The sequence below is a fragment of the Microbacterium mangrovi genome (genome assembly GCF_000802305.1).
Lineage (GTDB): Bacteria > Actinomycetota > Actinomycetes > Actinomycetales > Microbacteriaceae > Microbacterium > Microbacterium mangrovi.
This window is the reverse complement of the sequence record NZ_JTDK01000011.1, coordinates 56395-70604: the sequence shown is the minus strand read 5'-3', so window position 1 is coordinate 70604 and position 14210 is coordinate 56395. Positions and strand designations below refer to the sequence as shown.

Annotated in this window: 13 protein-coding genes; 4 read left to right on the top strand and 9 right to left on the bottom strand. The window is 70.7% G+C overall.

Features of this window, described 5'->3' with window-relative positions:
- The first annotated feature begins 76 nt into the window (after positions 1-76).
- The 4 genes from LK09_RS12725 (at position 77) to sufU (ending at position 5353) form a co-directional block, all read left to right on the top strand.
- On the top strand, positions 77-1294 hold the full coding sequence (locus LK09_RS12725; RefSeq protein WP_039399963.1) for an amidohydrolase: 1218 nt from the start codon (positions 77-79) through the stop codon (positions 1292-1294).
- A 116-nt stretch (positions 1295-1410) separates the two neighbouring features.
- Entirely contained in the window at positions 1411-3525 is a 2115-nt protein-coding gene (locus LK09_RS12720) for an APC family permease (RefSeq protein WP_231563031.1), read from the top strand.
- Between the two features lie 47 nt (positions 3526-3572).
- Positions 3573-4901: an aminotransferase class V-fold PLP-dependent enzyme gene (locus tag LK09_RS12715; RefSeq protein WP_082008237.1), complete on the top strand. Its 1329-nt coding sequence runs from the start codon at positions 3573-3575 to the stop codon at positions 4899-4901.
- Positions 4898-5353 carry a Fe-S cluster assembly sulfur transfer protein SufU gene (gene sufU / locus LK09_RS12710; protein WP_039399961.1) on the top strand — a complete coding sequence of 152 codons (456 nt, stop codon included), beginning with the start codon at positions 4898-4900 and terminating at the stop codon, positions 5351-5353. Before LK09_RS12715 ends, sufU begins: the two co-directional genes overlap by 4 nt.
- A gap of 118 nt (positions 5354-5471) precedes the next feature.
- Here sufU and pepN read toward each other — a convergent pair whose 3' ends face one another.
- The 9 genes from pepN to LK09_RS12665 all read right to left on the bottom strand — a co-directional run bounded on the left by pepN (position 5472) and on the right by LK09_RS12665 (position 14143).
- Positions 5472-8093, bottom strand: coding sequence for an aminopeptidase N (pepN, locus tag LK09_RS12705; RefSeq protein ID WP_039399959.1), 2622 nt, complete (start codon positions 8091-8093; stop codon positions 5472-5474).
- 95 nt (positions 8094-8188) lie between these two features.
- Complete coding sequence (locus tag LK09_RS12700; protein WP_039399957.1) at positions 8189-8419, bottom strand: lipoyl domain-containing protein; 231 nt, start codon at positions 8417-8419, stop codon at positions 8189-8191.
- The gene (locus LK09_RS12695; protein WP_052226733.1) at positions 8416-9471 is read right to left on the bottom strand and encodes an alpha-ketoacid dehydrogenase subunit beta; all 1056 of its coding nucleotides are present in this window, start codon (positions 9469-9471) and stop codon (positions 8416-8418) included. The genes LK09_RS12700 and LK09_RS12695 overlap by 4 nt, the downstream gene beginning before the upstream one ends.
- Positions 9468-10508, bottom strand: coding sequence for a thiamine pyrophosphate-dependent dehydrogenase E1 component subunit alpha (locus LK09_RS12690; protein ID WP_052226732.1), 1041 nt, complete (start codon positions 10506-10508; stop codon positions 9468-9470). Before LK09_RS12690 ends, LK09_RS12695 begins: the two co-directional genes overlap by 4 nt.
- 93 nt (positions 10509-10601) lie before the next feature.
- The gene (locus tag LK09_RS12685) at positions 10602-11387 is read right to left on the bottom strand and encodes an IclR family transcriptional regulator (protein WP_039399954.1); all 786 of its coding nucleotides are present in this window, start codon (positions 11385-11387) and stop codon (positions 10602-10604) included.
- Positions 11388-11495: 108 nt separating this feature from the next.
- Positions 11496-12641 (bottom strand): RNA polymerase sigma factor, encoded by a 1146-nt coding sequence (locus LK09_RS12680; RefSeq protein ID WP_039399951.1) that lies wholly within the window; start codon positions 12639-12641, stop codon positions 11496-11498.
- A 1-nt stretch (position 12642) separates the two neighbouring features.
- Positions 12643-13053, bottom strand: a complete 411-nt coding sequence (locus LK09_RS12675; RefSeq protein ID WP_039399948.1) for a YciI family protein — start codon at positions 13051-13053, stop codon at positions 12643-12645.
- A 72-nt stretch (positions 13054-13125) separates the two neighbouring features.
- Positions 13126-13740 carry a YdeI/OmpD-associated family protein gene (locus LK09_RS12670; RefSeq protein WP_052226731.1) on the bottom strand — a complete coding sequence of 205 codons (615 nt, stop codon included), beginning with the start codon at positions 13738-13740 and terminating at the stop codon, positions 13126-13128.
- A gap of 7 nt (positions 13741-13747) precedes the next feature.
- Positions 13748-14143 carry a VOC family protein gene (locus tag LK09_RS12665; protein ID WP_039399945.1) on the bottom strand — a complete coding sequence of 132 codons (396 nt, stop codon included), beginning with the start codon at positions 14141-14143 and terminating at the stop codon, positions 13748-13750.
- Between the last annotated feature and the right edge of the window lie 67 nt (positions 14144-14210).

Below are 14210 nucleotides of genomic sequence, written 5' to 3'. Positions count from 1 at the left end.
GACACGACCCGGCGCAATCCGGGACAGCGGAGCACACGGGCCGGGCGGGAGCGACCGGCGGTCTAGGCTCACGAGCATGACTCTCGACCTCGAAGCGCTGTACATCGACCTGCACCGCCACCCGGAGCTCTCGTTCCAGGAGCACCGCACCGCCGAGGTCATCGGCCGTCACCTCCTCGATCTCGGGATCGAGCACACGCCCGGCGTCGGCCGCACCGGCACCGTCGCCGTCGTGCACGGTGCGGGCCCCGGGCCCACCGTGTATCTGCGCGCCGACATGGACGGCCTGCCGGTGCTCGAAGCGACCGGGCTCGACTACGCGTCGACCGCGCGCGGCACCGATCCGAACGGCGTCGACGTTCCCGTCATGCACGCGTGCGGGCACGACATGCACGTGACGGCGCTGCTCGGCGCGCTGGAGCGCCTGTCGGCGACCCGCGGCGAGTGGAACGGCACCGTCGTCGGCGTCTTCCAGCCCGCCGAGGAGTACGGCGCCGGATCGCGCGCCATGCTCGATGACGGCCTGTTCGACCGCTTCCCCCGCCCCGACGTCGTGCTCGGCCAGCACCTGACCCCGCTCCCGGCGGGATGGATCGGCGTGCGCCCGGGCACCCAGATGGCGGCATCCGACGGGATCACGGTCACCCTGTACGGGCGCGGCGGCCACGGGTCCCGCCCGCACGCCACCGTGGATCCGATCGTGATGGCCGCCGCGACGATCATGCGCCTGCAGACCGTGGTCTCGCGCGAAGTCGACCCGCGGGATGTCGCGGTGGTCACCGTCGGCGCGATCCACGCCGGACTGAAGAACAACATCATCCCCACCGAGGCGACCCTCGAGATGAGCCTGCGGTATCCGAACGACGAGCTGCGCGAGCACGTGCTGGATGCCGTGACGCGGATCGTGAACGCCGAGGCCCTCGCGTCCGGCGCCAGCGAACCGCCCACCATCGACACGCTGCACACCCTCCCCGCGACGATCAACGACGAGGATGCCACGGCACGAACCGTCGCCGCGTTCGAGCGCGCGTTCGGCGCCGACCAGGTGATCGATCCGGGCATGTTCACCGGCTCGGAAGACGTTTCGTGGTTCGCGCGCGACGCCGGCGTGCCGCTCGTGTTCTGGTTCTGGGGCGGACACGACCCGCACGCCTATGCGACGGCGGTCGCGGCGGGAACGGTCGACAGCGACATCCCGACCAACCACTCGCCGTACTTCGCGCCGGTGCTGCATCCGACGATCGAGCGCGGCGTCGAAGCGCTGGTCGTCGCAGCGCGGGAGTGGCTGGCATAGGACGCGGCGACCCCGGCGACCGCGGGCCCGGTGACCTGCGGAAAACGGGGCGGGAATAGTCTCCGGGTCGGTCACGTTGCAATAGGCCGGTAAACCGCGTAATGTCGCGCGGCGTGATGAACGAGAGCGAAGCCAGCGAGGCTTCCGAAGTGGCATCGGGCGCCGAGCCCGAGACGCCGATCGCCAAGCGCATCCTGCTGGGCGACCCGCTGGCCACGACGAACGCCGACGAGCACCTGCTGCCCAAGCGCATGGCGCTGCCGATCTTCGCGTCCGACGCGCTGTCGTCGGTGGCGTACGGCCCGCAGGAGATGCTCATGATCCTGCTCACCGGCGGGCTCGCGTTCCTCGCGTTCAGCCCGTGGATCGCCGCCGCCGTCGTGCTGCTGCTGTTCGTGATCGTGCTGTCGTACCGGCAGCTCATCAAGGCCTACCCGTCGGGCGGCGGCGACTACGAGGTCGCGCGCAAGAACCTCGGCGAGGTGCCCGGCGTCGTGGTGGCTGCCGCGCTCCTCGTGGACTACGTGCTGACCGTGTCGGTGTCGGTGGCCTCCGGCGTGGACAACCTGATCTCCGCCCTGCCGTTCCTCAACAACGTGCGCGTGGAGCTGGCCGTCGCGTTCGTCGTCCTGATCGTCATCGTGAACCTGCGCGGCGTGCGAGAGGCGTCCCGCGCGTTCGCGATCCCCACGTACGTGTTCATCGGGTCGGTGCTGGTGATGATCGTCACCGGTCTCGTGCGGATCGCGCTCGGCCACCCGCCGGTCGCCGAGAGCGCCCAGTACGCGGTGCACTCGCAGAGCATCACGCAGGCCGCCGTCATCCTGCTCATCCTGCGCGCGTTCTCCAGCGGCTGTTCGGCCCTGACCGGAATCGAGGCCGTCTCGAACGGCGTGCAGGCGTTCCGCAAGCCCAAGATCCGCAACGCGCAGACCACGCTCGCTCTGATGGGCACGATCGCGATCGTGCTGTTCGCCGGCCTCACGACGCTGGCGCTCGTCTCCGGCGTGCACTACGCGGAGAACCCCTGCACCGAGCTCATCGGCTGGAACTGCAACAACCCCCAGCCGAGCCTCATGGCCCAGGTCGCCGCCGCCACGTTCGGCATGAACAGCATCCCGTTCTTCATCATCCAGGCCGCCACCGCGGTGGTGCTGCTGCTCGCGGCGAACACCGCGTTCAACGGGTTCCCGCTGCTGGGCGCCGTGCTGGCCCGCGACGGCTACGCGCCGAAGTCGCTGAACACCCGCGGCGACCGTCTCGTGTACTCGAACGGCATGATCATCCTCGGCATCGTCGCGATCGGCGTGCTGGTGATCTACCAGGCCAACCTCACCAACCTGATCCAGCTCTACATCATCGGCGTGTTCGTGTCGTTCACGCTCGGCCAGTGCGGCATGATCCGGCACTGGATCCGGGGCCTGCGCGAGCTCAAGGCCATGCCGGCCGACGAGCGGCGCACCCGGGAGAACCGGCAGACCGCGTTCGGCAACCGCAAGGGCCTCGTGATCAACAGCGTCGGGGCCACGATGACGATCATCGTGCTCATCATCGTCACGATCACCAAGTTCACGCACGGCGCGTGGCTCGTGTTCATCATGATCCCGCTGCTGTCGTTCCTGATGATGGGCGTCTACCGGTACTACCGCGACGTGGAGCACGAGATCCGGATGGACGACACCATCCACTTCGGCTCGTCGGGCGACATCGCCATCGTGCTGGTCAACAAGCTGCAGAAGCCCGTCGTGAAGGCGATCGACTACGCACTGGCCGCCCAGCACCAGGAGGCCTTCGCGCTGCACGTGGCGGTCTCGCCGGAGGATGCCGAGCACGTCGAGAAGGAGTGGGCCGAGCACGACATCCCGATGCAGCTCGTCACCATCGCCTCGCCGTTCCGAAGCTACGCGGCGCCGGTGATCAAGTTCATCGAGCACTACCGCGAGAAGCACGGGCCCTCGGTGGTGACCGTGTACCTGCCGCAGTACATCGTCGGCCACTGGTGGGAGACCATCCTGCACAACCGGCGCTCGCGGCGCATCGCCCAGCAGCTGATGCTGGTGCACGGCGTCACGATCACGCTCGTGCCGTGGCTGCTGGATTCGTCGGAGCTCGTCTACGGACGCCGGTCGCGCCCGCTGCCGGGCCAGGAGCGCGCCGGCCGCCCCTACTCCCCCGAGCAGGATCAGGTGGCCGAGAAGTACGTCAACGAGACGGCGCAGGAGGCGAAGTAGTCCGTCATCCCGACCTCGCTCCCGGATTGGCCGCGTAGCCTTGGAGGATGACTTCCCACGCGCCTGTCGACGTGCGCCCGCTCGACGCGAGCCCGCTGGATGCGAGCCCGCTTGATGTGAACGCGGTGCGCGCGGACTTCCCGATCCTCGACACCCGGATCGGCGATGCCCCGCTCGTGTACCTCGACTCCGGGGCCACCAGCCAGAAGCCGCGCGCGGTGCTGGATGCCGAGCGCCGCTTCCTCGAGACCGCGAACTCGGCCGTGCACCGCGGGGCGCACACGCTCGCCGCCGAGGCGACCGAGCTGTTCGAAGACGCCCGCACCGCGGTCGCCTCGTTCGTGGGAGCCGACGAAGAGACCCTCGTCTGGACGTCCGGCGCGACGGCGGCCCTGAACCTGGTCGCGTACTCCATCGGCAATGCGACCGCGGGCCGCGGCGGGGCGGCGGCATCCGCGTTCGCGATCCGGCCCGGCGACGAGATCGTGTTCACCGAGTCCGACCACCACGCGAACCTCATCCCGTGGCAGGAGCTGGCCGCCCGCACCGGCGCCGTGACCCGGGCGATCCCGGTGCACGACGACGGCACGCTCGACCTGGCCGCCGCGGCGGAGATCATCGGCGAGCGCACCCGCATCGTCGCCTTCCCGCACGTGTCGAACGTGCTCGGCATCGTGAACCCGGTCGCCGAGCTCACCGCCCTGGCCCACGAGGTGGGCGCTCTCGCGGTGCTGGATGCCTGCCAGTCGGCGCCGCACCTGCCGCTGGACCTGCCGGCCACGGGCGTCGATTTCGCCGCGTTCTCCGGGCACAAGATGCTCGGCCCGTACGGCATCGGCGGTCTCTACGGCCGCGCCGAGCTGCTGGACGCGCTGCCGCCCTTCCTCACCGGCGGGTCGATGGTCACGACGGTGACGCTCGAGAAGGCGGACTTCCTGCCGGCGCCGCACAAGTTCGAGGCCGGCACGCAGCCCGTCTCGCAGGCGGTGGCCCTGGCCGCCGCGGTGCGCTACCTCGACGGCCTCGGGATGGATGTGCTGCACGCCCGCGAGCGGGAGCTCGAGAAGCGCATGCGCGATGGCCTGCGGCAGCTGCCCGGCATCCGGCTGCTCGGTGACGCGCCGGCGGGTGTGGAGCGCGTCGCGCTGGCATCGTTCGACGTCGACGGCGTGCACGCGCACGATGTCGGGCAGTTCCTGGATTCCCGCGGCGTCGCGGTGCGCGTCGGGCACCACTGCGCGCAGCCGCTGCATCGCCGGTTCGGGATCACCGCCTCGGTGCGGGCATCCGCCTCGGTGTTCACCACCGAAGACGAGATCGACACGTTCCTGGATGCCGTCTCCGGCGTGCGGAGCTTCTTCGGAGCGGACGCATGAGCGCGCTGGAGGGCCTCTACCAGGAGCTGATCCTCGATCACTCCAAGGGCCGGGAGGGCTTCGGCCTCGCCGCCGAAGAGGGCGCGAACGCGACCTCGCATCAGCGCAACCCGATCTGCGGCGACGAGATCACGCTGCGCGTGCGCGTGGACGGCGACGTCATCCGCGACGTGACGTGGGAGGGCGCCGGGTGCTCCATCTCGCAGGCATCCGCATCGATGCTCACCACCCTCGTCGAAGACGCCACCGACGAAGGCGGCATGACCCGTGAGGATGCCGCCGAGCTGATCGGCCGGTTCCGCGAAGCCCTGCGCTCGCGCGGTACGATCCCGCTCGACGAAGAGACCTTCGGGGATGCCTCGGCCCTGTCGGGCGTCTCGAAGTTCACGGCCCGCGTGAAGTGCGCCATGCTCGCCTGGGTCGCCCTCGAGGACGCCCTCGCCCGCGCCTGAACCCCCGGTCGTTGAGCGAGGCCGCGCGAAGCGCGCCCGAGTCGAAACGCAGTGAGCCCCACCCCGCTCTTTGCGTTTCGTCTCGTCGCTGCGCTCCTCGCGGGGCGACCGCACGGAATCAGGCGGATGCCGCCTGGGCGCGCAGCCGCCGCCGGAGGTCGTCGAGGCGCTCGATGACGATGCGGCGCAGCGCGTGCGGGGCGTCCGGCCGGGCATCCAGCCACCCCTGCGCGGCGACGACGAGCGGATGCCGCTCGGCATCCCCGTCGGCGAGCTCCGCGTGGCCGGGGAACAGACCCGACACGACCCGGGTCGCCTGCCCCTGGCTCTGGGCCGTCCACACGTGATCGATGCGCTGCCAGTAGTCGGCGTCGTGACCGCCGCCGACGTCGTGCGGGTCGATCCCGAGGCCGTCGATCGTCGCCTGCAGCTCGTCGTTCGAGAGCACGGCGCCGTCCGCCGATCGTCCGGCATAGGCGGCCGCGCGGGCGGCATCCTTCACAGCCGCGTCGGGCCGTGCGGCGAGCGCGCGGATCAGGCCGACGGCCGACACCGCGGTCGGTGCCGCGGACTGGGCGGCGCGCAGCGCACCGGCATCCGCCTCCCCATGCGCTGCGAGCGCGACCCAGGCGTCCCACGTCAGCTCCTCGCCGAGGGCGAACGCGGGATCGTCCATCCACGACCGCACGACGTCGAGCACCGGCTCGGCCGGCGAGCGCACCTCGCCGAGGGCCGCGAAGAGCGTGCGCAGCAGCACGGTGCGCCGGTCGGACGGCTCGGCATCCTCCGCGATCTCGTCGACGAGGAGCGCGATCCAGCGTGCGAGCAGTCGCGGGCGCTCGTCGGCCGTCGTGTACGCCGCGAGCCCCGCGCCGGCCTGCTGCAGCACCTGCGCGAGCACGCCGGAGTCCTCCAGCAGATGCTGGTTCGCGACCGCCCCGTCGACGAAGCGCGCGGCCGGGAGCTCGCCGTCGCGCACCAGGTTCCAGGCGCCGGCGAGCGCGGTCGCGCGGGCCAGCTCGTCGTCGAGACCGGCATCCAGCATGACCGCGAGCGAGTGCGGGTCGGGCATGATCTTCGCGTAGGTGAGGTCGCCGTCGTTCGGCAGCAGGATCCGGTTCGCCGGGGTGCCCACCAGCTCGGGGATCGCGACCTCGGAACCGTCGATGCGCACGTCGAGGGCGGTCTCGAACGCCGCCGGGTCCTCGTCGGGATCGTAGACGCCGATGCGCAGCACGTGCGGGCGCAGCACCGTCTGGCCGGTGCGCGGGTCGACGCCGTCCTGGTGCAACACGGCCGACGCGATCGCGTCGCCGTCGACGGTGGTCGCCACCCGCAGGCGGTTCACCCCCGCGGTGGTGAGCCAGGCATCCGCCCACCACTGCATGTCGTGCCCGGATGCCTCCTCCAGCGCCTGCAGGAAGTCGTCGAGCGTGGTGTTGCCCCAGGCGTGGCGGGCGAAATACGTGCGGGCGGCCGCGAGGAAGGCATCCTGCCCGACGAACGCGGACAGCTGCTTGAGCACCGACGCGCCCTTCGCGTAGGTGATCCCGTCGAAGTTCTGGTCGGCGGCCTCGAGGTCGATGATGTCGGCGACGATCGGATGCGTCGTCGGGAACTGGTCCTGCCGGTACGCCCAGGCCTTGCGACGCGAGGCGAAGGTCGTCCAGGCGGTGGTGAACCGGGTCGCCTCGGCGGTCGCCAGGGTGCCCACGTAGTCGGCGAACGACTCTTTGAGCCAGAGGTCGTCCCACCAGCGCATGGTCACGAGGTCGCCGAACCACATGTGGCACATCTCGTGCAGGATCGTGTTCGCCCGCTGCTCGTGCTGCGCCTCGGTCGCGGGCGACGTGAACACGTAGTGCTCGGTGAAGGTCACCAGGCCCGGGTTCTCCATCGCGCCGAGGTTGTACTCCGGCACGAAGACCTGGTCGTACTTGCCCCACGGGTAGGCGACGTCGAAGCTGCGGTGGAACCAGTCCAGGCCCTGCTTGGTGATCTCGAAGACCTCGTCGGCATCCATGCTCGGCGCGAGCGACGCGCGCACCGCGATGCCCAGCGGGATGACCGATTCCACGCCGGATGCCGTGCGCCCGGCATACTCGTCGTGCCAGAGCGCGTACGGCCCCGCGAGGAACGTCGTGATGTAGGTCGACATCGGTTCGGTCTCGGCGAAGACGCGGGTGCTGGTCTGCGGGCCGGCGGACCGCTCGGATTCCAGCGCGCCGTTCGCGGCCACGTGCCAGGACGCATCGGCGGTGATCGTGACGCGGAACCGCGCCTTCAGGTCGGGCTGGTCGAAGCACGGGTAGATGCGGCGGCAGTCGACCGGCTCGTTCTGCGAGTACAGGTAGGTGGCGCCGTCGGCGGGGTCGACGAAACGGTGCACGCCCTCCCCCGATCGCGAGTAGATCGACACTGACACGATCTCGACCACGTTGTTCGCGGCCAGCGGCGACAGGACGATCCGGGCGCCGTCGACGATCGCCGCGACATCCTGCGGCACCCCGTTCAGGGTCACGGCGTCGACGCGTGCACCGAGATAGTCGAGGAACGTGGATGCCCCCTTCTCGGCGTCGAACGTCAGCCGCGTGCGCACCGGGAACGTGTCGGTCTGCGGATCGGCCGCGGCGGAGAAGTCCAGGTCGATCGCGTAATCGTGCGTGCGCACGACGCGGGCACGGGCCGCCGCCTCGTCGCGGGTGAGGTTCTCGTTGTCCGGGCGCGGAAGATCGGTCATCCCTTCAGTCAACCATCGAGCGCCGGTGGTTCCCTCCGGGGCATGGTGGGGCCCGGCCCCCGGCGACACGCACAGGGACCGGGCCCGGTCGGGGACTACTCGATGCGGGCGATCACCGAGCCCTGGGCGGTCGCCTGATCCTCGGGGACGAGCACGGTGAGGATGCCGCCGCGTTCGGCGTGGATCTCCATGTCGATCTTGTCCATCGCGATCTCGGCGATGAGGTCGTCGGCCTCCACGCGCTCGCCCGACTCGACGAACCACGTGATGACGACTCCCTGTGCGTCGGTGTCGTCGGACATCGACGGGAACACGACGTCGCTCATGCGGCCACCGCCTCCCGCACGGCCGCCTCGATCCGCTCCGGTGTCGGCAGCACGGCGTATTCGAGGTCGTGCGCGTACGGGATCGGGACGTCCGGCACGGCCACCCGGGACGCGAACCGCAGGGAGCCGGGCACCCGCTCGGCGACCGTCGCGATGACCTCGCCGCTGACTCCGAACGATGCGTAGTCCTCGTCGACGACGATGAGACGGCCGGTCTTCGCGACGGACGCGACGATCGCGTCCCGGTCCAGCGGCACGAGCGAGCGCAGATCGATCACCTCGACGTCGATGCCCTCGCCGGCGAGCTTCTCGGCGACATCCAGGCTGTGGTGCACCGAGAGCGACAGCGTCACGACCGTCACGTCACGGCCCTCGCGCGCGACCCGGGCGCGACCGATCGGCACCTCGTACGCCTCTTCGGGCACCGCTCCGATCGACCGCGGATTCTTCTTCATCCAGCCGAGCCCCATGATGCCCTTGTGGAACAGGTAGACGACCGGGTCGTCAGAGCGGATCGCCGCGGTCATGAGGCCCTTCGCGTCGTACGGGTTCGACGGCACCACCACCTTCATCCCGGGCAGGTGCGCGAACGTCCCCCACAGGCACTGGGAGTGCTGCGCACCGTCGGAGTACCCACCGCCGGTGGCCGCCATGAGCACCATGGGCACGCGCACGTTGCCGCCGGATTCGAAGTGGATCTTGGCCATGTGGTTGTAGATCTGGTCCATGCAGACACCGAAGAAGTCGACGAACATCAGCTCGACGACCGGACGCATCCCCTCGACGGCCGCGCCGATGCCGAGACCGATGAAGGCGGTCTCGGAGATCGGCGTGTCGAGCACTCGCGTCGGACCGAATTCGTCGAGCAGACCCGTGGTGGCCGAGAAGATGCCGCCGTAGGCGCCGACATCCTCTCCCATCACGAACACGCCGTCATCGGATCGCATCTGCTGGCCGATCGCTTCGGAGATCGCCTTGGCGGTGGACAGCTTCCGACGTCCGGCTTCGGGCTCGACCGGCAGGACGGGGGCGGGGGCAAGGACGGTGCTCATGCGAATGCTCCTTCGGGGCGCAATGCGGGGATGTCGGCGAGGCTGTCGGTGAAGACGTGACGTCGGGCGGTCGCGGCATCCGGGATCGGCGAGGCCTTGGCGAACGCGACAGCCTGCTCGACGCGGTCGGATGCCTCGGCGCGTATGGCCTCCAGCGCACCCGCGTCGATGACGCCCGCCTCCTCCAGGGCGTGGGCGTAGGTGGGGATGGGATCGCGTCCCGGGACGCCGTCGAGGTCGCTGCGGTATCCCTGCGCGTCGCCCTCGAAGTGCCCCCACAGGCGCAGGGTGTGCACCTCGATGAGGCTCGGGCCGTCGCCGCGGCGGGCTCGGGCGACGGCGTCTCGAGCCGCGTTCCAGACCGCCTCGACGGCGTTGTCCTCGACGCGCACGCCGGGGATCCCGTAGGCGGCGGCGCGATCGGCGTTCGAGGGAACCGAGGTGGATGCCGACCGCGGCACGGAGATGCCCCAGTCGTTGTCCTCGACGACGAACACCACCGGCAGGTTCCACAGCGCGGCCAGGTTCAGGGCCTCGTGGAAAGCACCCTGGTTCGCGGCGCCCTCGCCCGTCACGGCGACGGCGACCCGGTCCGATCCGGCACGCTGCAAGGCGAAGGCCTGGCCGAGGGCCGGGGGAAGCCCCTCGGCGATGATGCCCGAGCACGAGAAGTGCGTCGCGGGGTCGAACAGGTGCATGTGTCCGCCACGGCCGCGTCCGAGCCCGGTCTCGCGCCCGAAGATCTCGGCGGTCATCGCAAGCAGGTCGACGCCGTGCGCGATCGCGACGTGGTGCGGACGATGCGTGGCGGTCAGCGCATCGCCAGTGGTGAGGTGGGCTCCGAGGCCCGCCGCCACGGGCTCCTGTCCTGCGGACAGATGCATCTCGCCCGGCACCAGCCCCTTGCCGATGTCGAACCCCGGCGCCTTGTCCGCGTGATACTCGCGCAGGATCGCCTCCTCGTAGGTGCGGATGAGCACCATCGTGCGCAGCAGGTCGCGCCTGCCCGCGTCGGTCAGTGCAGGTTGATCGGCCATCGATCGCCTCCAGTCCTCGTCCCGACGGCCACGGTGCCGACGGTGTGGAACTCACGGTAGGTGCGGGCCCACGGAGCCGGCAGGGCCGGGATTTCAGATAGTGAACTGACCGAAGCGGTCGGCGCCGAGCTGCAGTGACAGGTTCGCGGCGACGCGACGCAGGCGCGCGACGACCTGCTGAGCGCGCTCCGGCGACGTCGACGACGGCAGGGAGACGGCGAGGGATGCCGTGACATCCGGCGCGCTCACGGGCACCGCGACACACGTGAACCCGATCGCGTACTCCTCACGGTCGACGGTCCACCGGCGCGGAGCCTCGAGCTGCCCCAGCAGGGTGCGCCGATCGCTGATGGTGTGCTGCGTCAGCTCGCTGAGCGGATGCCTCGACAGGTAGTCCAGCCGGTCGTCGGCGGGAAGATCCGCGAGGATCTGCTTTCCGAGAGCGGTCGCGTGCGCACTGTCGTGCAGACCCACCCACAGCTCCACGCGCGGGCTGCGGGCGCCGTCGACGATGTCGATGAGGTGCACCTCCCCGTCCGTGTAGCGCGACAGGTAGGCCGTGGCCCCGAGCTCGCCCGTCGTCTCGTTCAGCGCCCGGCGCACGCGCGCGAGGAACACCCCGCGGGGGCCGCTCTCCGCATCGAACGCGGGAAAACGGGTACCCAGCACCAGCCCGTCGGGTTCATGGGCGAGATATCCCTCGTGCACGAGGGTCCGCACGAGGTTGTAGGCGGTTCCGGGGGTGAGGCCGGCGCGCGCGGCGATCACCTTCACCGGCACCGGCCGCGACTCGTTCGCGACGATGTCGACCAGCCGGAGGGCGCGCTGCACGGAACCGATCAGAGTCGGTTCGCGCTCGGGCTGCTCCGGTGTCGTCATCGTCCACGTCCGACGACAGGATAGCGCCCGGCCGGAGCGGTGGACCGGGCACTGACGCGGCATCGCGTCGCCCGCGCTGCGGCCTGCTCCCCGATTCGATGCGCGACGTCACGCCCTGCGCAGGCGGGCGGCCTGCCGGGCGAGGTGGTCGCGCTCGGCGACGTTGGTGGCCCGGCGAGCGGCTTCGGCGTAGAGGGATGCCGCGGCATCCGCATCGCCCGCCCGCTCGTGCAGGTACGCGGCGACCGCTTCGTACCGCGGTGTCTTCGGGTCGACCTCGGACAGAGCGGCAAGGCCCGCCAGCGGGCCGTCCGCCTCGCCGACCGCGACGGCACGGTTGAGTCGCACGACGGGCGAGTCGTTGAAGCGGCGCAGCTCGTCGTACCACTCCACGATCTGCGGCCAGTCGGTCTCGGACGCGGTGAGGGCGTCGGCGTGCAGCGCGGCGATCGCCGCCTGCGCCTGGTACTCGCCGAGACGGTCTTGGGCGAGGGCGCCCTGCAGGATGCCGACCCCCTCGGCGATGAGCGCGCGGTTCCACCGGTCGCGGTCCTGTTCGGCGAGCGGGATGAGTCGCCCGGACGGTGTCGTGCGCGACGGGCGGCGGGCGTGGTGAAGCAGCATCAGGGCGAGGAGCCCGTGCACCTCGGGCTCGTCCAGCAGCGCGGCCAGCTGCCGGGTGACCCGGATCGCCTCGACCGACACGTCGATCTCGCCCGAGTACCCCTCGGTGAACAGCAGATACAGCACGCGCAGCACCGTCGCGGCATCCCCCGGCTCATCGAGCGGGATGCCGGCGAGCCTCTGCTTGGCGCGGCTGATGCGCTGGGCCATCGTCGCCTCGGGCACCAGGTACGCCTCGGCGATCTGGCGGGTGGTGAGCCCGGCCACGGCGCGCAGGGTCAGCGCCGTCGCGCTGGTCGACGTGAGCGACGGATGCGCGCACAGGAAGTACAGGTGCAGGGTGTCGTCGCGGGACGACACGATCCCCGGCTGCGGCTCGGCGGCGACCCGGTCTTCGCGGGCGGTGCGGGATGCCCCGCTGCGCACCTGGTCGAGGAAGCCACGCCAGGCGACCGTGACCAGCCACGCCCGCGGATCCCGGGGCGGGTCGGCGTCCCACGCGCCGAGGGCGCGGATCAGTGCCTCCTGCACGGCGTCCTCGGCCGACGCGAAGTCGGCTCCGCGGCGGACGAGGATGCCGGTCACCTCCGGGATCAGCGACCGGAGGGAGGCGGCATCCTCGTCGCGCATGTCACTCGAAGACGGGCGTGCTCGGGGCGGATTCCATGACCGGCCGCATCTCGAGCCATTCGCCGAGCGGGCGGCCTCCGGCGGCCGGGGCGGCGGACAGTTCGGACGCCAGCGCCAGCGCGCGCTCCTCGGAGTCGACGTCGATCAGCATCCAGCCGGCGATCAGGTCTTTCGTCTCGGCGAACGGACCCTCGACGACGGGCGGCTTGCCCTCGCCGTCGTAGCGCACCCAGACGCCGTCCATGGAGAGCCCTTCGGACGAGACGAGCTCGCCGGACGCGGCGAGCCGCTTCTCCATGTCGGCCATGTACTGGATGTGGGCGTCCCACTCGGCCGGGGTCAGCTCCGTCATGGGGACGTCGTTGAGGGCGGGGCGTCCGCCGCGGTAGTGCTTGAGCAGCAGGTACTTCATCGGATTCTCCTTCGCTGGGGCGCCTTCCGTTCGGCGGCGCTCACACAGGGGACGGAACAGGATGCCGGTTCTCTACATCGCGGCGGAGGATTCTTCGGAAGATTCTTCTTTCGGGTCGAGGAGGCTGCGCCCGGACTCGAGCAGGACGATGTACTCGGCGATCTTGCGTGCCCGGGTGTCGGCGCGCCGCACGTTGGAGAGACGGAAGACGAAGGCGAACCGGGCCTGCTTGCCGAGAGTGGCGTAGTGCGCGGCCGCGGCCGGCGAGGCATCCAGCGCGGCCTGGAAATCGGGCGGGACCTCCGCGTCCTTCTGCCGGTAGGCGGCATCCCACCGGCCGTCGGCCTTGGCGCGCTCGATCTCGGCCCGCCCGCTCGCACGCATGCGTCCGGCGGCTTCGAGCCGCGCGACGTGCTCGCGGTTGATCTGCGACCAGGGGCTGCGCGCCCGCCGCGGGGTGAACGCCTGCAGCACGTAGTCGTCGTCGAGGCGGCCGATCTGCCCGTCGATCCAGCCGAAGCACAGGGCGACGTCGAGCGCCTCCGCGTACGGGATGCCGGGTGCCGTGCTGTTCTTCTTGCGCAGCTGCAGCCGGACGCCGCCCTCGGGCGGGTCGTTCTCGAGGAACTGCTCCCACTCGGCCGCGGTCAGCGGGTGGAAGACCGGTTTGTCGGCGAATGCGACCATCGCGGGGTCACTCCTCGTAGCCGATGAGCCACGTGAGGCCGTACCGGTCGGTCACCGTGCCGTCGTGCGCGCCCCACGGACGCTTCTGCAGCGGATCGACCACCCTGCCGCCCTCGGACAGGGCGGCGAACCAGGCCTCGAGTTCGTCGGGTTCGGCGACACCGAGCGCGGAGAACAGCAGACCGCGCACGCTGACCGGCTCGTCGGACGGGCCGGCATCCGCCCCGAAGAACGCCACGGGGCCCGTGAGGTACCCGTGCGCGACGGCATCGGCGGGGCCGTCGTCACGGCCGAAGTCGGCGTAGGAGTGGAGCGTGAGCTCGCCCCCGAAGACGCCCTGATAGAAGGTGAAGGCGGCACGCGCGGTGCCGTCGAAGAGCACGTACGGAACGGGAGCGGTCATGCCCGCGAGTCTAGGACCGCCCTCCGACATCGGCACGGGGTCCGGCGGACCGGCACGTTGGAGACCC

Excerpts from the sequence above, each read along its gene's own strand:
- LK09_RS12725 (WP_039399963.1), top strand. The coding sequence starts at position 77 with ATGACTCTCGACCTCGAAGCGCTGTACATCGACCTGCACCGCCACCCG.
- LK09_RS12720 (WP_231563031.1), top strand. The coding sequence starts at position 1,411 with ATGAACGAGAGCGAAGCCAGCGAGGCTTCCGAAGTGGCATCGGGCGCC.
- LK09_RS12715 (WP_082008237.1), top strand. The coding sequence starts at position 3,573 with ATGACTTCCCACGCGCCTGTCGACGTGCGCCCGCTCGACGCGAGCCCG.
- sufU (WP_039399961.1), top strand. The coding sequence starts at position 4,898 with ATGAGCGCGCTGGAGGGCCTCTACCAGGAGCTGATCCTCGATCACTCC.
- pepN (WP_039399959.1), bottom strand. The coding sequence starts at position 8,093 with ATGACCGATCTTCCGCGCCCGGACAACGAGAACCTCACCCGCGACGAG.
- LK09_RS12700 (WP_039399957.1), bottom strand. The coding sequence starts at position 8,419 with ATGAGCGACGTCGTGTTCCCGTCGATGTCCGACGACACCGACGCACAG.
- LK09_RS12695 (WP_052226733.1), bottom strand. The coding sequence starts at position 9,471 with ATGAGCACCGTCCTTGCCCCCGCCCCCGTCCTGCCGGTCGAGCCCGAA.
- LK09_RS12690 (WP_052226732.1), bottom strand. The coding sequence starts at position 10,508 with ATGGCCGATCAACCTGCACTGACCGACGCGGGCAGGCGCGACCTGCTG.
- LK09_RS12685 (WP_039399954.1), bottom strand. The coding sequence starts at position 11,387 with ATGACGACACCGGAGCAGCCCGAGCGCGAACCGACTCTGATCGGTTCC.
- LK09_RS12680 (WP_039399951.1), bottom strand. The coding sequence starts at position 12,641 with ATGCGCGACGAGGATGCCGCCTCCCTCCGGTCGCTGATCCCGGAGGTG.
- LK09_RS12675 (WP_039399948.1), bottom strand. The coding sequence starts at position 13,053 with ATGAAGTACCTGCTGCTCAAGCACTACCGCGGCGGACGCCCCGCCCTC.
- LK09_RS12670 (WP_052226731.1), bottom strand. The coding sequence starts at position 13,740 with ATGGTCGCATTCGCCGACAAACCGGTCTTCCACCCGCTGACCGCGGCC.
- LK09_RS12665 (WP_039399945.1), bottom strand. The coding sequence starts at position 14,143 with ATGACCGCTCCCGTTCCGTACGTGCTCTTCGACGGCACCGCGCGTGCC.